Source organism: Acinetobacter sp. YH16051 (assembly GCF_013417135.1).
Lineage (GTDB): Bacteria > Pseudomonadota > Gammaproteobacteria > Pseudomonadales > Moraxellaceae > Acinetobacter > Acinetobacter towneri.
Genome location: NZ_VPEN01000003.1, coordinates 129702 through 151096, shown reverse-complemented (window position 1 = coordinate 151096; position 21395 = coordinate 129702). Strand labels below are relative to the sequence as shown.

Sequence of the window (21395 nt, the reverse complement as noted above, 5' to 3'; positions counted from 1 at the left end):
ACATCAAGATGGAGCCTAACCCGCTCCATCCTTTTTAGGGTTGCACCACTATGAACTTCCAACAACTTAGAATTATTAGAGAAACCGTTCGGCAAAACTTTAATTTAACCGAAGCGTCTGCGGCACTATACACTTCTCAATCGGGCGTGAGTAAGCACATTAAAGACCTTGAAGATGAACTTGGTGTGCAGCTTTTTGTGCGCAAAGGCAAACGTCTATTAGGTTTAACCGAGCCAGGACAAGCGTTGCTAAGTATTGTCGAACGCATGTTGGTTGATGCAGATAACATTAAACGCCTTGCTGATGACTTTAATAAAGTAGATGAAGGCACGCTCACCATTGCGACTACACATACCCAAGCGCGTTATGTGCTGCCGCCTATTGTGAATTTGTTTAAAAAAGAATTCCCTAAAGTACATTTGATTTTGCAACAAGCCAGCCCTGTTGAAATTGCCGAAATGCTGCTACAAGGTGAAGCCGATATTGGTATTGCAACCGAATCTCTAACCACTGAAGAGAACTTGGCAAGTGTGCCTTATTATGACTGGCACCACAGCATTATTACCCCGCAAGATCATCCTTTAGCCAGTAAAACTGAGATTAGCCTGACCGATTTGGCAGAATATCCAATCATCACTTATCACGGCGGCTTTACGGGACGTTCTAAAATTGACAAAGCATTTACCGATGCAGGAATTGATGTCAATATCGTTATGTCTGCACTTGATGCCGATGTTATTAAGACCTATGTTGAATTGGGCATGGGCGTAGGCGTGGTAAACAATGTGGCATACGATGCAGAACGCGATTACCGTCTAAAACAAATCCAGACCGATATTTTTGGGGTAAACACCACATGGATTGCGGTTCGCAAAGGACATTTACTACGTGGCTATGGTTATGAGTTTATTTCTTTATGTGCACCAAATGCCGATATTAAAGCGTTAAAGCGCATTGCTTATCCTGACGAATAACCCCATTCACATAAGAGAGCGCATTCGCTCTCTTATGTTTCATTATTTCGCCACGATCTTCGTTTATCTTAAAACAGGAAAATAATGTTTTAAATTGATTCAAATTATGCATAAAATATAATCAACAATAAAAATGATTATTTGATTTTAAACACGATTCTATCACTCAAATGCGGGACGTCACATGAAATATCATCTTTGCACTGCATGCTTGTACGTCCTGCCCATAGTGTATAGTCATGCTGCAGCTCTAGAACAAAGCCATCAATCTGTAAGCGCCTTTTTACAAGAAAATAATTATGCAGAAATAACCTTGCTTTATTTAGAGCCGAATGTTTCTGGGCAAGTACAATATCAACAACAACTCCGTGAACTGGGAGTTACTGATTTTTCGACTGGAGATTTGGTCGAAAGCAAACATTTCATCAATGCGGGCTTAAAATTACAGCTTAGCCCACAACTTTCCTTTGGTTTATTATTCGACCAACCGTTTGGTGGGCGGGTTAATTATCAATATACCCCTGAAATATATGCTGAAAAAATAGAAATTGAGTCCAGTCATATTCAGTTTGACAGTCGCAATATGACTGCACTAATCGGCTATCAACCTACCCCTCGCTGGAATTTTTTTACAGGTATTAGCTGGCAAGACTTTAAAGGCTATTTAGAGGTTTTTGGACAAGATTATGCTGTGTTTAATGGTTATAGCGTAGCATTTGAACGTGATTCTGCCCTAGGTTGGTTAACAGGATTTAGTTATCAAATTCCAGAGTATGCATTTAAAACCGCAGTGACTTATCGCGCTAAAATTAAACATCGTCTAAATACTTACGAACATACGCAACACACGCTTTTAAATCTTGTGCCCGAAAATCAGAGCGTGGTAGAAACTCCACAATCTGTCAATGCACACTTACAAACAGCGATTTCGACACATAACCTCGTCTATGCAGATTTACGCTGGGTAAACTGGTCTGACTTTAGCATTCAACCGCCACAATTTAATGCGGTCATTGCTGCCTATGCACCGTATGTACCCGAAATTTCAGGTTATCAACTGATTTCCTACCCTAAAGACCAATGGTCGGCAAAAATAGGCTGGGCGCACCGTTGGACACCCACATGGGTCAGTTTTATTGAAAGCTCATGGGACTCTGGGACTGGCAATACTGTGTCTACACTCAACCCTTCAGATGGCTTTTCAAGTTTTGGAACAGGCGTGGTATATCGTGTAAATCAAAAAAATGAGATTACATTTGGCGCACATTATTTAAAGTTTAGAAAAGCCAAAATCAATACCAATACTGACAGTGCTGTGTCTTTTGCCTCGCTGGCAACGTCCAATAATAACAATGCCCTTGTTTATGGTTTACGTCTTGCCCATCGTTTTTAATATACACGTAAACCTACACAAATAAAAAACGAGCCGAAGCTCGTTTTATGTTTACTCAAACACTGACTTGAATTACCAATGGTAGCTTACACCTAGTTTCGCTACTGGCATCCATTCGTGTTCATTATCATTACGGATGTCTGCTTCTTCTCTCTCCAATGCAGTATCTAAAGCAACACCATTATTATTGGTTGCTGAACCAGAAACACGATTTAAAGATACAGTTGGATTACCTGTGTAATAAGCACCAACTTCACCAAACACGCCCCAGTTATTGTTGATTTTTGGTGCAAAACCTAAGCCTAAATATGGAGCAATATCATTTTCGTATTGTAACTCACCATTGATGTGTACACCCTCAGCACCAGACTGGAAGTCAGTTTTCCCTACTGAGAAGTTAGTTACACCACCTACACGGCGGTCAAGTTTGTAATCATTATCTAAATAAGCTACACCTGCAGCTACATATACACCTTGCGCCCAACGATTTTCACTTGCTCCCCATGGACGGAGTTCAGCATTCAAATAGACATTGTTATTGTCCATGTCCATATCATACTTTGATCCATTGATAGACAGATCATCTGACCAAGAAATATCGCCACCGTTATAACCCAGTGCTAAACCCACATACGGGTTTGCAGTCCAAAGCAATGCACCACCATAACCAGTTGTACCTACTTCAGCACGGACACCTGTTGGAATGAGTTGGTTACGATCAAACGCATAACCATCTTGGATTACAGCTGTATCTGCCATTGCAGAACCTGCAACTGCTGCCAATACCGAAGCGGCTAAAATTGTGTGTAAAGTTTTCATTGTGTTTCTCCTCAAACTAAAACTTTTTGAATTTTCATTCGTTTTGTCATGAGAAAACTATAGAGCATGTTCCGCTCAGCTTTTATGCAAAATTCACCCCGTTTTTGTTATTTTTTGATACAAATTTATTTTTATTGTTTATTGCAAAAGCATTTATTTTCAAAACTTCAACAATTTAGCGCTCAACTTGACTTGTTTTATCTTGCCAAGGATAAACTGCAATCAACTCCAATTTTTATCTATTCCTCACTCAATATAGTGTAAAATCTTTGGAAAATTTTTTTCTGGTAAGAACATCGATGTCTCAGCTTTCAACAATCATTGAACAAGCATTTGAAGACCGCGCTAATTTCAGCGCTGCAGATTGTCCCGCTGAAATTCGTCAGGCAGTTGAACAAGCAATTGCAGGTTTAGATAACGGCACATTACGCGTTGCTGAAATAATTAATGGTGAGTGGATCGTTCACCAATGGTTAAAAAAGGCAGTTTTGTTATCTTTTAAACTCAATGATAACAAGCCAATTGAATCTTGCGATTTGCGTTTCTACGACAAAGTAGACACGAAATTTACAGGTTGGACTGACGAGCAATTCAAACAAGCAGGTGTGCGTGTTGTACCGCCAGCAGTTGCACGTAAAGGTTCATTCCAAGCCAAAAATGTGGTGTTAATGCCATCTTATGTCAATATTGGCGCTTATGTAGATGAAGGCACCATGGTTGATACATGGGCAACTGTAGGTTCATGTGCACAAATTGGTAAAAACGTGCATTTATCGGGTGGTGTAGGTATTGGTGGTGTACTTGAGCCACTTCAAGCAAACCCAACTATTATTGAAGACAACTGCTTCATTGGCGCACGTTCTGAAATTGTTGAAGGCGTGATTGTGGAAGAAGGTTCTGTCATTTCTATGGGCGTTTATATTGGTCAATCGACCAAAATTTATGACCGTGAAACTGGCGAAATCCATTATGGTCGTGTACCTGCAGGTTCGGTGGTAGTTTCTGGCAACCTGCCTTCTAAATGTGGCACTTATAGCTTGTATGCTGCTATCATTGTGAAGAAAGTAGATGCGAAAACCCGTGCAAAAACCAGTTTGAACGACTTATTACGCGAAGACTAAACTTTTTTTAGTTTTCTCCATCTCTACGGCCAGCAATGACCGTAGGGATTTTTGTTTTTTTACATACTGTGATGAATTTTATGAATACCCTCCGATCTTCCGCTATTCCTGTTTCTGATCCGTCTGCGGGTTTACGCATCACGGAGATTTTCTATTCATTGCAGGGCGAAGCCAATACATCGGGCTTGCCAACCGTGTTTATTCGTTTAACGGGTTGTCCATTGCGTTGCCATTACTGTGATACCACTTATTCTTTTGAAGGTGGCGAACGTCAATCTTTAGATGACATCATCCAAACCACGCTAGAATTTAAAACACCGTATGTATGTGTGACGGGCGGTGAACCTCTGGCTCAACCGAATGCACTGCCACTCATGCAACGCTTGGCAGATTTAGGTTGTGAAGTGTCTTTGGAAACCAGTGGAGCTTTAGATATTTCTAAAGTGGATAACCGTGTGTCGAAGGTGCTGGATTTAAAAACCCCTGCATCGGGTGAAATGTCACGCAACTTATTATCAAATTTAGATTTTTTAAACCCACATGATCAAATCAAATTTGTGATTTGCAATCATGACGATTATCTTTGGGCGAAGCAGCAAGTTGAGCAATATCAGTTGCATAAAAAAGTCGATACAGTGTGGTTCTCCCCTGCATTTGCTGTCGAAAAAGGTGCAGTCGCCTTGCCACAACTTGCACGTGATTTGGCACAGTGGATTTTAGCCGACCATCTCCCTGTTCGTTTCCAATTGCAATTACATAAATTGCTTTGGAATGATGAAACAGGTCGTTAATCTCCTCACGAATCCCCATTCGTATTGACGTCAATCTTCACACTTTTGCTCAAGTTCTATCGCTATATTTTAAAATTTGGAGTTCAATTATGCGCCCTCGTGCCATTGTATTGTTATCTGGTGGATTAGACTCAACCACGTGTTTGGCATGGGCACAAGCGCGTTATGAATGTATTGCACTTAGTTTTATGTATGGTCAACGCTCGACTACAGAGCTAGATGCTGCACGTGCCTTGACTAAAAATGCAGGCATTGAGCATCGTGTGATTAATATTGATTTAGGCAACTTGGGCGGTTCTGCCCTGACCGATCACAGCATTGAAGTACCTGATCATGAGCAAGAAGGTATTCCTGTGACTTATGTGCCTGCGCGTAATACCATCTTCCTGTCTTATGCTTTGGCAGCTGCCGAAGTTTTTGATGCAGAAGCAATTGTGATTGGTATTAATGCGGTAGATTATTCGGGCTATCCTGACTGTCGTCCTGAATTTATTGATGCTTTTGCCAATATGGCACGCTTGGCAACCAAAGTTGGCGTAGAAGGCAAACCGTTAAAATTTGAGACACCTTTGTTACATTTATCCAAAGCAAATATTATTCGCTTAGGTATTGAACATGGCGTAGACTATAGTCAAACGGTTTCTTGCTACCAAGCAGATGACCAAGGACGTGCTTGTGGTAAATGTGACAGCTGTCGCTTACGCAAACAAGGTTTTGCCGATGCCGGTGTTGCAGACCCAACGCGTTATATACCGTCATAACAAGGTAAAGTGTATGAAAAATTTAAAATCAAACATTATAGTTTCTGCGATTATGTCTGTTGCTGCATTATTCGCAACAACGACACACGCAAATAATGACAAGTTGCAACAAGCATATAAAAGCACCAATGTAAAAGCAGCTTTAATTAATGTTTGTAAAGAAGAAACTGCAAAAGGCAAAAAACTGACTACAGCTGAAGTAAGCAAATATTGTACTTGTGCAGTAGAAGCAGATGGTAAATTAACCAACGCTCAAAAATGGGAAATTCAAAGCGCAATTAACCAGAAAAAGAGCCCTGCGACTTTAGCTTTTGTACAAAAGCAAAATAAAGATTTGCAAACTTGTTTTGGTCCTCAGCTTACAGGTAAATTAAAAACCTTAACTGAAGAAGCAATGAAAGCGGCTGAGAAAAAATAATTTTTCTTAACAATTTCAACTAGCCACTTTATGTGGCTAGTTTTTTATGTGCATGATTTTGGAGAAAAATATGAGCACGACAATTCAATTACCAAATCAAGCTTTTCCTGCAACCACAGGCGAAGTCAATTTAACCGAACTTGGTACAGATTGGTTAGTGGTGTATTTTTACCCGAAAGATTCTACCCCAGGCTGCACCACACAAGCTGTCGATTTTACTGCGCTAAAGCCACAATTTGATGCGCTTAATACCACCATCATTGGCATTTCGCGCGACTCAGTCAAAGCCCATCAAAACTTTACCGAAAAACAATCTTTAGGCATCAACTTGATTAGCGATAAAGAAGAAGTATTGTGTCAGTTGTTTGATGTGATTAAAGAAAAAAATATGTATGGCAAAAAAGTTATGGGCATTGAACGCTCTACTTTTATTTTCCATCAAGGTCAATTACTGAAAGAATATCGTAAAGTCAAAGCTGCAGGACATGCCGAGCAAGTGCTTGCGGATTTAACCGCTTTACAGGCTTAATTTTCAGCCTCTAAAAAAACACAATGTTCTGGATGATTGAAAGCTTTTTCAATCATCCTTTTTCATTTAAAAACTGGATTACTCCGTCAAATTACTGCTGTCCTGCTGCTGGTATTTGTCTTGTAATTGACGATAAATTTCCGTGTTTTGAAATGCGGTTAAGAAATCAATTGTGCCTTGCGGGAAAAAATTAGGCTGTATTTCCCCACGATAATAAGCCTCACGTGCAGGCGTAGCAGACATGGCATCTTGCAAGCTGTCTAATTCTACCATCTCCCATTCAGGGAAAAACTTTAAATAATAAGACGAGTCATCTTTAAAATGCCCAATTAAACCAACACGATCTTGCGGTTGAATCAATTCACCGACTAAAGATTTGACTAGTTTTTGCCATTTTTCATCATTGTAGACATCTACGACATGCACAAACTTAATCCGTTCTTGCATCTCAGGTGAAAAGTTAGACAAAATCATCTGCTCACGTTCTTTGGCTAAAAACGGATTTTTTAAATTGCGCTCATTTTGTGCAGAACCTAATGCCAAAATCACATAATGACTACGTGATAACGCAATTTGAATGGTTTGCAAATGCGCCAAATGAAATGGCTGAAAGCGGCCAATGAAAACCAAATAATCAAACGTATATTGCATAATAAATACGCCAATCCTAATTTTGATAACAACATGATGCTATCTGATACGCGGAAATGTCATCCACAACCTGCGTGGTATCAACTCATTATTGTTTTTGCAAGATAATAAATCAAAAACAATAATTGGGCAGGTTTCGTGGATGACAAATGGTTTTGCCTACTTTTGCCAAAACAAAAGTAGGTCGAACCGAAGGTTAATCCTAAAATAGAATTAATAGACGTTAAGATTCCGCCTTGCTTATTCATTTTTTAAATGAACAACCCCAAATTCTAAATAAATTTCACATTGAATTAGGAACGCAAATCTCATCATTCACTAACTTTTTATGAACTCATGAGTTGTGCCAGCGCTGCGAATTTGCGACATAATGAGCCATAAATTCAAACCAATCAAAGCAAGGATAGTACGATGACACTGAGCTGTATTCAACAACCTCACCCACATTTGAATGCGAATTTAGACAATGGCGTACTGACTTTAGCCATCAACCGACCAGAAGCAAAAAACGCGCTGTATGGTGAATTATATTTGTGGATTGCACAAGCCTTAGATGAAGCAGATCAGTCCAACGCAGTACGTTGTGTAATTTTACGTGGCACAGATGCAGATTTTAGTGCTGGCAATGACATGCATGACTTTATGAAGTCTGCTGCACTTAAAGGACAACTACCTGCTGCCGAAGGCCCTCCATTCATCTTATTAAAATCTGCAGCTAAGTTTTCTAAACCGCTGATTGCAGCTGTACGTGGGGTGGCAATTGGCATTGGTGTCACAATTCTATTACATGCAGATTTGGTATATAGCGACAATACTGCCCTATTCCAAATTCCATTTGTGAGCTTGGGCTTATCGCCTGAAGGTGCATCAAGCAAACTTCTAGTAGAACAAGCAGGCTATCACAAAGCGGCTGAACTGTTGCTAACTGCACAAAAATTCAATAGCGAAACGGCATTATCGGCAAATTTAGTTAATAGCATTGAAACCGATGTCTATGCAACGGCGCAACAAAAAGCAGCACAATTGGCAGCTTTACCATTGGCATCACTTAAACAATCTAAAGCCCTCATGAAACATAATGTCAATGAAATTGTGGCGTGGATTGACCATGAAGCAGAGATTTTTATGCAACGTGTCGGCTCAGCAGAAATGATGGAAGCGGTGCAGGCCTTTATGCAAAAACGTAAACCTGATTTCAGCCAATTTAATTAAGCGCTGTTTAGCTGAAATGTACTTACACCCATTTCAAGTGAACTAGATGTTTTAAAACCACATTCATTTTGGCTGAATGTGGTTTTTTCTTTATTCGCCCCCATATTCTGCAATGTGCTGTCAATCATTAAAAAATTGAGGAAAATTGTAATGTCTAATCCAAATCCAACCGATGTTAAAGCTGAAAAAAAAGAACGTTATTTTGAACCTGCACCACAAGATATTGATGTAGAAAACTTTAAAAAAGTCATTCAAAGCCGTCGTTCGGTGCGTAAATTTACCGACAAAGCCATTCCTGCAGAAGTATTGGATGATTGTTTAGATATGGCTTTATTGGCTCCAAACTCATCTAATTTACAACCGTGGACTTTTGTCGTGGTGCAAAATCCTGCCAAGAAAAAACAACTGGTTAAAGCCTGCTTAGGACAACTCGCTGCTCGTACTGCAGCAGAGCTAATCGTGTGTATTGCACGTACAGACCGTGTTGATGAAATGGCAAAAAAGAATATCAGCGAGTTCCCTTTTCCTGAAGCACCTGCTGCAGTCAAAAAATATTACAAGTTTATTCCTTATAACTACATGACTGGCTATTTAAACGCAGTAGGTAACTTTAAGAAAGTCGCTTTCAAAATTGCACGTAGTTTAGATAAACAATTACCTGTAACTGCGTTTAACCCTGCAGATGCCAAACTTTGGGCAAGTAAAACTACAGCACTCGCCTGTGAAAATATGGTCTTAGCCCTTCGCGCACACGGTTTTGATAGCTGTATGATGGAAGGTTTTGATGAGCCGATGGTACGCAAACTCTTAAAACTGAATGATCAACAATTTCCAGTGATGGTGATTGCTGCAGGTGAACGTGCCGAAGATGGTGTCTTTTTCCCGCAATACCGTTTTGACCGTGACCTATTTATTCAGAAAGTCTAGGGGCTGTTAACATTTCATAAATGGCTTGCGCTGTAGGCTAAAACTGAGCAGATTAGGCATGAAACGCAAGGAATAGCGAGACTATTGCCAAGTTTCATAACGTAATCTGAGAAAGTTTTAGCCACATGAGCAAGAACAAAGCGCTGCTTTGTTTGCTGCGCAAGGGGACGAGCATATTTTTTGCTGCTATTGCGTTATGAGTCAGTCATTTAGAATAACTAAATTTCCTGCCCCATGCCTTATAGCAGCTAAAAAACCTTGCGAGATATATCTCTCACGTCGCAAACATAGATGAAGTGTCAACAGACCCTAATATTTCAACTGTATTTTTAAAACCTAGCCACATTTTGACTCGTGATAAGGCGACAAGGATGTCGCCCGTTAGACTGTGGTACAGGACGTACCATCAGTCTAACAGAGGGCTTTTGTTACTTTTCGCCCGTGAAAAGTAAACTCTATCTACGCAACTTATATTTGCCCCAATCCATATATGAGTGATAGTGCAATTCTATTTTTCTTTAAAAATTGGTATTTAAGTCTTTAAAAATTAATATCTAAAAGTTGCATAAACTCAAAGGCAGGCTCTTCGTAAGGATGACTTGCCTTGAGCGCTTTTGCGACTGCCTGAGCATTTTGCTCAGGTACAATAGTTTCCACGCGCCACTCGGCAACGTGTTCCAAAGCATCTAACTCGCCAACAAACGGATTTGCTCCTTTGACAGGTTTAAATTGCCCTGTGCCTAAAACCTGCCATGCACAATGTTCATAATTGCCAATTCCACCTGCACCCGCTGCAAAAATAGCCAGTTTGGTTTCTTCAAGATGAGATTCAGGCACATAATAAATCAGTTTGAGCATATTTAAGCTTCGCTATCCATTTCACAATTAATTAGAAATTAGCATAAAAATTTGAGCATTGTTGCTATTTTGGCAACCTATACGCATCATCCAATCCTCAATTTATATAGCCCCAAAAAAAAATTTAAAGTACGCTTCGCCACAAACTTATCCCCCATTTTGTATAAATTTAGATTTAAAAAGACAAGCCATGTCGCACGCCCCTAGAGCTTTTGTCATTTTTTTGGCATGATGCAAAACAAGCACATAGTGAATAATGATAAATGACTCAAATGCGTTGGTTAGAACTGCTTTCCACAGTTCGAATTGGTAGTAAAAAACAAAGTACAGAACAGGCGCGCAGCCCTTTTCATAAAGATTATGACCGTATTATTTTTTCGCAAAGTTTTAGACAGTTAAACCGTAAAACCCAAGTCCATCCATTGACTCAACACGATGGTATTCACACTCGCCTAACCCATTCTTTAGAAGTGTCTTGTATTGGACGTTCATTAGGGATGTTGGCTGCAGAAAAAATTAGAGACCACTTGCCTATGTGGATTTCCCCTGCCGATGTCGGTGCGATTATTCAAGCTGCTTGCTTGGCACATGATATTGGTAATCCACCTTTCGGGCATGCAGGCGAATATGCCATTCGTGAATGGTTTGATGATGCTTCACACGGCAATTTCCTCGCCAAACTCAGCGATGAAGAAGAAGCTGATGTCCGTCAGTTTGAAGGCAATGCACAAGGTTTACGTCTACTCACCAAAATTGACTATCATCCAAATGATGGCGGCATGCGTTTAACCTATGCCACTTTAGGCGCTTATTTAAAATATCCATGGCTCTCCAAAACCATTGCCGAACAAGGCAACCGCCCTGCCAATCAACGTGATAAGTTTGGTTGTTACCAAGCCGAAAAAGAAATTCTCAAACAAATTGCAGAACAGCTTGGTCTGATTCAATTGGGCGATTATCACTATTGCCGTCATCCACTGACATATTTATTGGAAGCAGCAGATGATATTTGCTATGCCTTAATTGATTTGGAAGATGGCATTATCTTAAACATGCTCAGCTATGAAGAAGTTGAACTGATCTTTTTAAACTTGATTGGTGACTACGGTATTCCAGCAGAACTGGCGATGGCACGTACCACATGGCAACAAAAAATTGCCGCTTTGCGTGGTCGGGTCATGAAACGTTTGGTCGATGAAGTCACCACAGCGTTTGCCAAACACCATTTGGAAATTCTAATGGGACAGCTCAAAGGCAGTCTTTTACAATATTGCTCGGCAGATATTGAAATTGGTATTAATCGCGCCAAAGACTTAGCCCGTGAGAAAATTTTCGAGCATCCACAAAAGGCAGGGCTGGAAATTATTGCGCATCAAAGTTTACAAAACATTTTGGATGCGTTTATTCCACTCACCACGCCACATAAAACCCTAAGTTTTAAAGAGCAGCGTTTAATGTCAATCTTGCAACGCTCAGGGGCAGATTTTGCGCATAATCACTATGACAATATTATGCAAGTCTTGGATATTATCTCTAAGTTTTCAGATCACCAAGCCTATAACTTATCGCAAGAATTACAAGGCAATAAGGTCGGCTTGCTGTAATGAATAATTTGCATATCAATACTTGTATATAAATAGAAGTAGGATTTAAGCGCAGATTTTGCCTTTTGTGAAAATGCACTCTACTATGCGAACAGCAACTTATTTTAAATTAATCAGTGAATCACAAATATGATCGGATGTCTTATTGGCGAAGTATTGGCTTTAGAAGCACCAACCGTGTTACTGAACGTGAATGGTGTGGGCTATGAAATTGACACGCCACTCACCACATTTTGCCAATTACAAAAAGGGCATAAAATTACCCTGTGGACGCATTTAGCTGTGCGTGAAGATGCTCAATTGTTGTATGGCTTTTTAGAAGCCCAAGAAAAAACCATTTTCCGTACCTTACTCAAAGTCAATGGTGTCGGCCCGAAAATGGCGCTGGGTATTTTATCGACCTTGAGTGTCGAGTTACTGATTCACACCGTAGAACATGAAGATATTAACACCCTGATTAAAGTGCCAGGTGTGGGCAAAAAAACCGCTGAACGCCTGATGATTGAATTGCGTGATCGCTTTAAAGCCATGTCCAACGAAGTCAGCAGCAGCAATTCCACTGCGACTCAAATCCATTTTACGGGCAATTCTGCTGTTGCCGAAGCCGAAGCCGCTTTACAGTCTTTAGGTTATAAACCTGCCGAAGCACAAAAACTGATTAATGCAGTCAAGGCCGATTTTACCGAAGCCAGTGATATTATCCGTGCAGCATTAAAGTCGATGAATAAATAAAAGATGCCAACAAACCTAGCGTAAGTTCATCTTTCCAATATTGGATACATGACTGGCGACATGGATGTCGCCCGTTGAGTTGGGGTATAGGGATATACCCTCAACTCAACATAAGATTTTTGTTACTTTTGATCTTTCAAAAGTAAAATCATGCCTTCGCAAAGGCATTTAAACGCAACTCATACTTTGAGGCTGTGCATGCAGCATCAAAATGCCCAGCTCAAGAGATTAGTTAACACGATATGCAAGACCGTCTAATCAGTGGTTCTGAAAAACCCGAAGATCAAATTGATCGCGCCATTCGCCCCACTTCACTCGATGACTATATTGGGCAACCTGTAGTGCGTGAACAAATGGAAATTTTCATTGGTGCAGCCCGTGGACGCGCAGAAGCATTGGACCACACCCTGATTTTTGGACCACCAGGTTTAGGTAAAACCACACTCGCCAATATTATTGCCCGTGAAATGGGCGGCAATCTTAAATCTACTTCAGGGCCTGTCTTAGAGCGCGCAGGCGATTTAGCCGCCATGCTGACCAATCTTGAAGAAGGCGATGTGTTATTTATTGATGAAATTCACCGTCTTTCACCTGTGATTGAAGAAATTTTGTATCCAGCGATGGAAGATTATCAACTGGACATCATGATTGGTGAAGGGCCTGCAGCACGCTCCATTAAACTGGACTTGCCACCATTTACCCTTGTCGCCGCTACCACACGTGCAGGCTTACTCACCTCACCGTTACGTGACCGTTTTGGTATTGTGCAGCGTTTGGAATTTTATTCGGTTGAAGATTTGACCCATATTGTCAAACGCTCGGCGAGTTTAATGGATGTGCCAATGACCGATGCAGGAGCCAATGAAGTCGCTCGTCGTTCGCGCGGTACACCACGTATTGCCAACCGATTATTGCGTCGCGTTCGTGACTATGCGCAGGTCAAAGGCACAGGTGAAGTCACGCAAGAGATGGCACAACGTGCGCTAGATATGCTGAATGTCGATAAAGATGGTTTAGATACCTTAGACCGTCGTTATTTATCAATGTTATTAGAGCGTTTTGATGGTGGGCCTGCAGGTGTGGAAGCTTTGGCCGCTGCTATGGCTGAAGACTCTGGCACTTTGGAAGATGTAATTGAACCATACCTAATTCAACAAGGTTATGTAATGCGAACCGCTCGCGGGCGTATTGCGACCAATATGGCGTATTTACAATTTGGGATGACACCGCCAGAGCCAAAAGAAAAATAGCTCAAAGGAAAAAATAGCTTGAAGGGAGCTATCTCCCTTTAAGTTATTAAATATTTAGGTCAATTGGGTCTGTAGATAGACCCTAATTTTCAATAATACGCACATCTTCAACAAGCATTAATTCACACGCGCCCGCCCCTGTATCATGACGGCTTAAAGAACTGCGCCACTGCCACCCATCTGCGGCAGTAACTTCAACCAATTTACCTTTCAAATAAATCAAATCATCTTCATCAATCTGTTTTAACTGTGTCGCAATCGCGGGTGTGGCAGGAATTAAATGCGTATTAGCGCTCAAACTTGCAATCTCTTGCACAGGAATCGGTGGTGCTTGTTCATAACGCCAATGATACCAACGGTTGCTTTGACGAATAGACAACTGTTTATACACTTCAGGCTTGGCCATTTCGCCCCATCCCAAAGCAAAATCGACAGGGCTAAGTTCGGCTTCACGTCCAAAATTATAATTTTCACGTGACAATACCCGAAACTCACCTTCATAGGTTTCCAAAGCTTGAATGGTATAGTCTTTAAATTGATGCACTTGCTGCGATGACTGATAGGTTGTGCTATCCGCAATTCCTCCATCTGGCTGGAACAGCGTCATCCACAACAAATACAATATGGCAATTACCACAAAAAATTTAACTAAACGGCTCATGTGCTGCTCATTGGGGTGGATCATCTGCATGTATCAGGCAGGCAGCTAATTTTAACTTAAAAGCATGTTTGAAATCTTGTGCCATTGGACGAAGCGTTGAGAATGATAAACTGCCACGCTATACACAGCTTGACTTATAGCCCCGATTCACGTCAATTTCACAGACACGGCGTAAGCTATAAGTATTGCTTATCAAACAACTTTGCAACATTGAAGCGGAACATCATCATGGCGAATAAATTTGAATTTAAAATTCGTATCTATATGGAAGATACTGATGCAGGCGGCATTGTTTACCACGCCAACCATATTCGCTTTATGGAACGTACCCGTACCGAATGGCTTCGTGCATCGGGTGTTGATCATTATTGGCATCAACAAGATTACAACTTTGTCGTGCATAAAATTAACGTGAAATATTCACGTCCAATCTTAATGGATGACCTAATTACTGTTACAGCAAGTGTAGTTTCGTGTAAAGCGTCATCATTTGTATTGCAACAAAATATTTATCGTGGTGAAATCATGCTTGCATCTGGCGAGGTTGAATTGGCCTGTCTTGGTTCAGATATGAAACCACGTCGTCTGCCAGATGAAATTCGTAGCCTTATTCTGAAAGAATTAGGACAAGATTAAAAAAATGAATTGGCACATGTAGTAACTATGGCAACACAACTCGAATCATCTCTTCAAGTATCAGATCTTATTTTACAAGCTAGTCCTGTTGTTCAGCTGGTAATGCTGTCGCTACTTTTAGCATCATTATACAGCTGGTATCTGATTGCCAAGTTACACATGAGCTATAAAAAAGCACAGGCAGAGGATCAGCATTTCCAGAAAATCTTCTGGTCTGGTGCAGAACTGAATACGCTTTACAACAACGCACAGCTCAATTCAAAACGTGTCGGTTTAGAAGATATTTTTTATCAAGGCTTAGGTGAGTTTTTAAAACTGAAAAAGCGCCAAGCGCATGCTTCACAAACCATTGAAGGCACAGAGCGTATCTTACGTGTCGGTTTAAGTCGCGACCAAGCCCAACTTGAACAAGGCTTAGGTGCATTGGCCAGCATTGGTTCGGTTGCGCCATACGTGGGTTTATTTGGTACCGTCTGGGGTATTATGAATGCCTTTATTGGACTGGCAGATGTCGATCAAGTCACATTAGCAACAGTCGCACCTGGGATTGCCGAAGCCCTGATTGCCACAGCCATTGGTTTATTTGCCGCTATTCCTGCAGTACTTGCTTTTAACCATTACACCGCCAAAGGTGAAGCGGTTTATTCTGATCGTGCTTTATTTGCCGAAGAAATGGTGGCTTTATTACAACGTCAATCTTTAGGCAATACTCAGGATCACGACTAATGGCCATTCAACGCTCAGGACGCTTCGAGCGCATTAAGAAACCACTCAAAAGTGACATGAATGTAGTGCCTTATATTGATGTCATGTTGGTGTTATTGGTGATTTTTATGGTCACTGCACCAATGATTACCAGTGGGATTCAAGTCGATTTACCACAAGCCAATGGCAACCCAATTGAATCGAAAGATGCCCCTGCTTTGGTAACTTTAGATAAAGATGGACGATACTCGTTAAAATATAAAGATGTTGGTTCTAACCAACCTATTTCACTTGAAGAACTTACAACAATACTCACTCAAGCTCAGGAACAGGCTAAGACTGAAAATAAAGAGTTTAGAGTAATTATTGAAGGCGACAAATCACGCTCTTATGGTGAAGTTATGTCACTGATGAACACACTTCAAAACACAGGTTTAACCCAAGTTGGATTGCTGACCGAGCCTTTAAAGTAATTTATGAAAGATTTTAAAAAGCCACCTTTTCAACAAAAAGCTATCGCGATTGGGTTCACTGTAGGTGTCCACCTTGTCGCAGTGGTTGGCTTGCTTTATTTGGGCATGAGTAAAGCACCCGAGCCACCTAAACCCATTAAAACGGTATTAATAAAACCCGAAGATTTAAAACCCTTATTAGAAACTGAATCTGCTGAAACCACACATGAAAATGTAGCAGAGCAAATTACTCAAACTGCTGAACCTGCGCTTGAACCTGCCCCTGTCATTCCGACACATGCAGCGACTCCTACACCACCCGCTCCTCAAGTGGATACACAAAAAGCAGCTCAAGCGGCAGAGGCTCAAGCACGCGCAGAACGACAAGCTGCCGAAGCCAAACAAATTGCAGAGCGACAAAAATTAGAAGCTGAACGCTTAAAAGCACAACAAGCACGCGCTGAAAAACGTGCTCAACAAGAAGCTGACGCCAAAGCAAAAGCCCAAGCCGATGCCAAAGCACGTGCTGAAGCAGATACTGTACGTCGTAAAGAAGCCGAAGCCCTGAAAAAAGCAGAAGCGGCAGAAAGACGTCAACTCGAAGCCAATGCAGCAGCAAAACGCAAAGCTGAAGCAGATGCAAAAGCCAAGGCGGATGCTGAGGCAAAACGTAAAGCTGCTGCAGACGCAAAAGCCAAAGCAGATGCCGAAGCAAAACGTAAAGCTGACGCAGATGCAAAAGCCAAAGCTGATGCCGATGCAAAACGTAAAGCTGCAGCAGATGCAAAAGCCAAAGCTGATGCCGATGCAAAACGTAAAGCTGACGCAGATGCAAAAGCCAAGGCAGATGCTGATGCAAAACGTAAAGCTGACGCAGATGCAAAAGCCAAAGCTGATGCCGAAGCGAAGGCGCGTGCCGACGCTGAAGCTAAAGCTTCAGCTGCCAAAAAAGCTGCAGAAGAAGCCGCTCAGAAAAAGGCCGAAGTACGACGCATTGCATCCACAGCTAAACGAGATTTTGAAAATAAAATTAGACGAGCATGGGATACCCCAGCAGGTTCTTCAGGTCAACGTGCAACTGCCCGTGTAACTTTAAGTGACAGTGGCGCTGTTCAATCTGTCGTGGTTAATTCTAGCGATCCTGATATGAAAGCCAGTGTAGAAGCTGCTGTTCGTGCTGCCGCACCTTATCCGATGCCATCAGACCCAGATGCACGACGCGAAGCACGTAGCTTCACCTCTACCTTTACAGCGCAATAAGTTACCAGTTAGCCGAATAACATCTATTTGGCTAACTCCTTCTCAAAATATTTACGAGTATAAATAAATTTAAATTTTCACAGTGTTATAACAGTTTTATTATAAATTCATGCTTTCATTCCTACCAAAGCATGCCATTATGTACCACAATTACATCCAAAAAAGTTATGTTGATTTGAGAAAATAGCGAATGATGGAAACAACGCGTAAACACCTACTTTGTCTTGCTATTTTAACTGCGCTTAGTCCAGTTTTAAGCACACAATCTTTTGCACAACTGCATTTAGAAATTGCCAAAGCACCAGAAGAAGCACCTAAAATTGCCATTGTGCCGTTTGGCAATGATCAAAGTATTTATCCTATTGTAGAAAACGATTTAAACCGTTCAGGCAAATTCACCAGTTCATCTAAAAACCTTGCTGCAACTGCAAGCATGAACAATCCAAATGCAGCTGCATGGCAAGCCGCAGGTGTACCTTATGTGGTGACAGGAAATGTCAAAGCCACTGCAGAAGGCGGTTATGAAGTTCATTACCAACTTTATGATGTGCAAAAACAGCAATACTTATTGAATGAATTATTAAGCGTTCCTGCGTCACGGGTACGTTCTGCTGCACACATGATCAGTGATGCCATTTATGAAGCACTCACGGGCATTAAAGGTGACTTTAGCGGACGCATTGCTTATGTACTGCGCAACCCTGCAACGCCTGAGCAACGCTATACGCTGCAAATTGCCGATACTGATGGTGAACAGCCTAAAACTATTTTGACTTCGCGTGATCCTATTTTATCGCCTGCGTGGACACCAGATGCCAAAAAAATTGCCTATGTGTCGTTTGAAACCAAACGCCCTGCTATTTATGTGCAAGATTTGGCGACAGGTCAGCGTGAAAAATTAGCCAGTTTCCGTGGTTTAAATGGTGCTCCAAGCTTCTCACCAGATGGTCAAAGCATGTTGTTTACCGCATCCATGCATGGCAATCCAGAAATTTATCAAATGAATTTAAGCACCCGTGAACTGCGACGCATGACCAATGACAGTGCGATTGATACCGAAGCACGTTATGCACCAGATGGTAAATCATTTATTTACACTTCAGATCGTGGTGGTTCCGCACAAATTTATCGTTATGACTTTGCCACAGGCAGCAGCAAACGCCTAACCTTCCGCGGTGCATTTAACGCACGTGGTACGCTCAGTGCCGATGGTCGTAAACTGGCATTGGTGCATCGCCCAAGTGGCAGTAATTACAAAGTCGCAATTCAAGACATCAACACCAATATCACCAATATTTTAACCCCAACCAGTTTGGATGAGTCGCCAAGCTTCTCACCAAATGGGCAAATGGTGGTGTATGCAACGCGCGAAGGCGCACGTGGCTTATTGTCAATTATGTCTTTAGACGGTCGCTTCCGCATGAACTTACCAAGTGAACAAGGTGAAGTGCGTGAACCTGCGTGGGCGCCAAAATAATGAGTATCCGCAAGGTAAACACTTTTCAGTTCTGTTTTAAAACCAAAAATCAAGCTTCATGGAGATGAGGATGAACGCAGTTAAATTATTGGTACTCCCTGTTTTGGCATCAGCTTTAGTGATGACAGGTTGTGCAAACCGCAAACCAACAACTGACTTACAAGCAGGTCAAACACCAAACGGTGCAACTACAGTCAACACCCAAGGTTTGAGTGAAGATGCAGCTTTAAATGCACAAAACCTTGCAGGTGCATCTGCCAAAGGTGTAACCGAAGCCAACAAAGCTTTCTTGGCAAAGCGTGTGGTGCATTTTGACTACGACAGTAGCGAATTATCTAATGATGATTACCAGACCCTACAAGCACATGCACAGTTTCTAATGGCGAATGCCAACTCTAAAGTAGCGCTTACAGGTCATACCGATGAACGCGGTACACGCGAATACAACATGGCTTTAGGCGAGCGTCGTGCCAAAGCGGTTGAGAGCTTCTTAATCACCAGCGGCGTTAACGCAGGTCAGCTTGAAGCAGTGAGCTATGGTAAAGAAATGCCAGTCAACCCTGGACATGATGAAAATGCATGGAAAGAAAACCGTCGCGTAGAAATTAACTACGAAGCTGTTCCACCATTATTGAAATAATAATTTGCTGTTTGGGAAAAACTCGTTTAGAACGTGTTTCCCCAATACGAAAAAAGCGCTCTTTATTACAAGGGCGCTTTTTTATGACATAAAAAACTGGGCAAACGAATATTTTAAAAACTAACAGATAAGTGCAGAAATACAGCTTTGCTTCAGTTATTCCGACTCGGTATCAGCTTTTGCAGTTTGCATAGATTCAATCAAATCATGCTTGTTAAACTTTTTATATTCAGGTTTAGACTCGTAATCTTTCCAAGCGGCTTTCATCTTGTCCTCAGAAATATCGTCTAAACTAATCCCTTCGCTTGGCGTTGGAGTCGCATCAAACTTTAACGTTGTCATATCTGTGCTCCTATCTCAAATTAAATCCTTCACATCAACATAGCACTTTCTGCAGGACTTGCAAGGGTAAAATCACAGCAAATAGTCGAGTTTAATTTTTCTTTTAACGCGTTCTCATCTAAACTATTGCAGCATATTGTTATCCTCATTTTTGCAGTCATTCGGAGTTTTCCAGTCATGTCATACCGCACCCTTTCCCAATTTCTACAACAACAAACTGGAAATTTAACACCCGAACTTGCTCAAGTAATTGAAACTATAGCCAATACTTGCAAAACAATTGACCAAACATTACAAAAAGGTGCATTGGCGGGCGTATTAGGCAGTGCACAAAATGAAAACGTACAAGGCGAAGAACAAAAGAAATTAGATGTTATTTCAAATGATTATTTAATTGAAGCGTTACAAAAACATCCTAATGTGGGTGGTTTGGCGTCGGAAGAATTAGACGAATTCACTCCTGCTCAGGAAAATGGTCAATATTTAGTGTTATTTGACCCACTGGATGGTTCAAGCAACATCGACATCAATATGTGTGTGGGTACCATTTTCTCAATTTTACCTGCAAAAAATGCCGTGACCCAAGCTGCAGACTTTATGCAAGCAGGTACACAACAAGTTGCTGCAGGTTATGTCCTGTATGGCCCATCTACCATGATGGCGCTCACTGTTGGTGCAGGCGTGGTATTCTTTACCTTTGACCCAGAAAGCCAAGAGTTTTTGGTGACTGCCGACAACATTCAAGTTGCTGCCGATACAAAAGAATACGCGATCAATGCTTCAAACCAACGCCATTGGGAAGCACCTGTAAAACGCTATATTGATGAACTTTTGGCTGGTAAAACTGGGCCACGCGAAAAAGACTTTAACATGCGTTGGGTTGCATGTATGGTGGGCGATATTCACCGTATCCTTTGCCGTAGCGGGGTTTTCATGTATCCATACGACTTAAAAGACCCGAAAAAAGCAGGTCGTTTACGTTTAATGTATGAAGCCAATCCAATGAGTATGCTCATGGAACAAGCAGGCGGTGCGGCAACCACAGGTCGTGTGCGTATTTTAGACATCCAACCCACAGACCTACATCAACGTGTGCCTGTCATCATTGGCTCAAAAAATGAAGTCGATTTGGTCAGCAGCTACCATCAATAATTTTTAACAACAGCAGTCGGCCATTCGCTG

At 41.4% G+C, this 21395-nt stretch carries 24 protein-coding genes; 19 read left to right on the top strand and 5 right to left on the bottom strand.

Annotation, left to right across the window (positions count from 1 at the left end):
- The first annotated feature begins 50 nt into the window (after positions 1-50).
- Positions 51-974: a CysB family HTH-type transcriptional regulator gene (locus FTV41_RS04180; RefSeq protein WP_179996176.1), complete on the top strand. Its 924-nt coding sequence runs from the start codon at positions 51-53 to the stop codon at positions 972-974.
- A 184-nt stretch (positions 975-1158) separates the two neighbouring features.
- Positions 1159-2367: an OmpP1/FadL family transporter gene (locus FTV41_RS04175; protein WP_131261164.1), complete on the top strand. Its 1209-nt coding sequence runs from the start codon at positions 1159-1161 to the stop codon at positions 2365-2367.
- A gap of 72 nt (positions 2368-2439) precedes the next feature.
- Here FTV41_RS04175 and carO read toward each other — a convergent pair whose 3' ends face one another.
- Positions 2440-3186, bottom strand: coding sequence for an ornithine uptake porin CarO (carO, locus tag FTV41_RS04170; RefSeq protein WP_179996175.1), 747 nt, complete (start codon positions 3184-3186; stop codon positions 2440-2442).
- Between the two features lie 299 nt (positions 3187-3485).
- Between carO and dapD the strand changes: the two genes are divergently transcribed.
- The 5 genes from dapD to FTV41_RS04145 all read left to right on the top strand — a co-directional run bounded on the left by dapD (position 3486) and on the right by FTV41_RS04145 (position 6806).
- Positions 3486-4307, top strand: coding sequence for a 2,3,4,5-tetrahydropyridine-2,6-dicarboxylate N-succinyltransferase (dapD, locus tag FTV41_RS04165; protein WP_179996174.1), 822 nt, complete (start codon positions 3486-3488; stop codon positions 4305-4307).
- Between the two features lie 80 nt (positions 4308-4387).
- Positions 4388-5098: a 7-carboxy-7-deazaguanine synthase QueE gene (queE, locus tag FTV41_RS04160; RefSeq protein WP_136144777.1), complete on the top strand. Its 711-nt coding sequence runs from the start codon at positions 4388-4390 to the stop codon at positions 5096-5098.
- A gap of 89 nt (positions 5099-5187) precedes the next feature.
- Positions 5188-5859: a 7-cyano-7-deazaguanine synthase QueC gene (gene queC, locus FTV41_RS04155; RefSeq protein WP_136144778.1), complete on the top strand. Its 672-nt coding sequence runs from the start codon at positions 5188-5190 to the stop codon at positions 5857-5859.
- Between the two features lie 13 nt (positions 5860-5872).
- A complete protein-coding gene (locus tag FTV41_RS04150) occupies positions 5873-6277 on the top strand; it encodes a hypothetical protein (RefSeq protein WP_004971768.1) in 405 nt (134 codons plus the stop codon).
- Positions 6278-6347: 70 nt separating this feature from the next.
- Positions 6348-6806 carry a peroxiredoxin gene (locus FTV41_RS04145; protein ID WP_096901114.1) on the top strand — a complete coding sequence of 153 codons (459 nt, stop codon included), beginning with the start codon at positions 6348-6350 and terminating at the stop codon, positions 6804-6806.
- Positions 6807-6884: 78 nt separating this feature from the next.
- Here FTV41_RS04145 and FTV41_RS04140 read toward each other — a convergent pair whose 3' ends face one another.
- Entirely contained in the window at positions 6885-7457 is a 573-nt protein-coding gene (locus FTV41_RS04140; protein ID WP_179996173.1) for a nicotinate-nicotinamide nucleotide adenylyltransferase, read from the bottom strand.
- Positions 7458-7868: 411 nt separating this feature from the next.
- Here FTV41_RS04140 and FTV41_RS04135 point away from each other — a divergent pair, with 411 nt between their 5' ends.
- Together FTV41_RS04135 and FTV41_RS04130 are read left to right on the top strand one after the other, a co-directional pair.
- Entirely contained in the window at positions 7869-8669 is an 801-nt protein-coding gene (locus FTV41_RS04135; protein ID WP_179996172.1) for an enoyl-CoA hydratase-related protein, read from the top strand.
- A gap of 150 nt (positions 8670-8819) precedes the next feature.
- Positions 8820-9596, top strand: coding sequence for a nitroreductase family protein (locus tag FTV41_RS04130; protein ID WP_179996171.1), 777 nt, complete (start codon positions 8820-8822; stop codon positions 9594-9596).
- A 540-nt stretch (positions 9597-10136) separates the two neighbouring features.
- Here the strand turns inward: FTV41_RS04130 and FTV41_RS04125 are convergent.
- On the bottom strand, positions 10137-10454 hold the full coding sequence (locus tag FTV41_RS04125; protein ID WP_096901118.1) for an NGG1p interacting factor NIF3: 318 nt from the start codon (positions 10452-10454) through the stop codon (positions 10137-10139).
- A 263-nt stretch (positions 10455-10717) separates the two neighbouring features.
- Here FTV41_RS04125 and FTV41_RS04120 point away from each other — a divergent pair, with 263 nt between their 5' ends.
- From FTV41_RS04120 to ruvB, 3 genes are all read left to right on the top strand, one after another.
- Positions 10718-12058 carry a deoxyguanosinetriphosphate triphosphohydrolase gene (locus tag FTV41_RS04120; protein ID WP_179996170.1) on the top strand — a complete coding sequence of 447 codons (1341 nt, stop codon included), beginning with the start codon at positions 10718-10720 and terminating at the stop codon, positions 12056-12058.
- 129 nt (positions 12059-12187) lie between these two features.
- Positions 12188-12790 carry a Holliday junction branch migration protein RuvA gene (gene ruvA / locus FTV41_RS04115; protein WP_154320901.1) on the top strand — a complete coding sequence of 201 codons (603 nt, stop codon included), beginning with the start codon at positions 12188-12190 and terminating at the stop codon, positions 12788-12790.
- A gap of 242 nt (positions 12791-13032) precedes the next feature.
- Positions 13033-14040 (top strand): Holliday junction branch migration DNA helicase RuvB, encoded by a 1008-nt coding sequence (gene ruvB / locus FTV41_RS04110; RefSeq protein ID WP_004971787.1) that lies wholly within the window; start codon positions 13033-13035, stop codon positions 14038-14040.
- A gap of 82 nt (positions 14041-14122) precedes the next feature.
- On the opposite strand, the gene FTV41_RS04105 is transcribed toward ruvB, so the two are convergent.
- Complete coding sequence (locus FTV41_RS04105) at positions 14123-14701, bottom strand: hypothetical protein (protein ID WP_004971789.1); 579 nt, start codon at positions 14699-14701, stop codon at positions 14123-14125.
- Positions 14702-14929: 228 nt separating this feature from the next.
- Between FTV41_RS04105 and ybgC the strand changes: the two genes are divergently transcribed.
- The 6 genes from ybgC to pal all read left to right on the top strand — a co-directional run bounded on the left by ybgC (position 14930) and on the right by pal (position 19871).
- Positions 14930-15337 (top strand): tol-pal system-associated acyl-CoA thioesterase, encoded by a 408-nt coding sequence (gene ybgC / locus FTV41_RS04100; RefSeq protein ID WP_004971791.1) that lies wholly within the window; start codon positions 14930-14932, stop codon positions 15335-15337.
- 27 nt (positions 15338-15364) lie between these two features.
- A complete protein-coding gene (gene tolQ, locus FTV41_RS04095; RefSeq protein ID WP_179996169.1) occupies positions 15365-16063 on the top strand; it encodes a protein TolQ in 699 nt (232 codons plus the stop codon).
- Positions 16063-16515, top strand: a complete 453-nt coding sequence (gene tolR / locus FTV41_RS04090) for a protein TolR (protein WP_019837724.1) — start codon at positions 16063-16065, stop codon at positions 16513-16515. The genes tolQ and tolR overlap by 1 nt, the downstream gene beginning before the upstream one ends.
- 3 nt (positions 16516-16518) lie before the next feature.
- Positions 16519-17754 (top strand): cell envelope integrity protein TolA, encoded by a 1236-nt coding sequence (gene tolA / locus FTV41_RS04085; protein WP_179996168.1) that lies wholly within the window; start codon positions 16519-16521, stop codon positions 17752-17754.
- Positions 17755-17947: 193 nt separating this feature from the next.
- On the top strand, positions 17948-19231 hold the full coding sequence (tolB, locus tag FTV41_RS04080; protein ID WP_026438303.1) for a Tol-Pal system beta propeller repeat protein TolB: 1284 nt from the start codon (positions 17948-17950) through the stop codon (positions 19229-19231).
- 70 nt (positions 19232-19301) lie between these two features.
- A complete protein-coding gene (pal, locus tag FTV41_RS04075) occupies positions 19302-19871 on the top strand; it encodes a peptidoglycan-associated lipoprotein Pal (protein ID WP_179996167.1) in 570 nt (189 codons plus the stop codon).
- Between the two features lie 156 nt (positions 19872-20027).
- On the opposite strand, the gene FTV41_RS04070 is transcribed toward pal, so the two are convergent.
- The gene (locus FTV41_RS04070) at positions 20028-20213 is read right to left on the bottom strand and encodes an NF038105 family protein (RefSeq protein ID WP_179996166.1); all 186 of its coding nucleotides are present in this window, start codon (positions 20211-20213) and stop codon (positions 20028-20030) included.
- Positions 20214-20390: 177 nt separating this feature from the next.
- Here FTV41_RS04070 and FTV41_RS04065 point away from each other — a divergent pair, with 177 nt between their 5' ends.
- Positions 20391-21365 (top strand): class 1 fructose-bisphosphatase, encoded by a 975-nt coding sequence (locus FTV41_RS04065; protein ID WP_004971801.1) that lies wholly within the window; start codon positions 20391-20393, stop codon positions 21363-21365.
- The last annotated feature ends 30 nt before the right edge of the window (positions 21366-21395 follow it).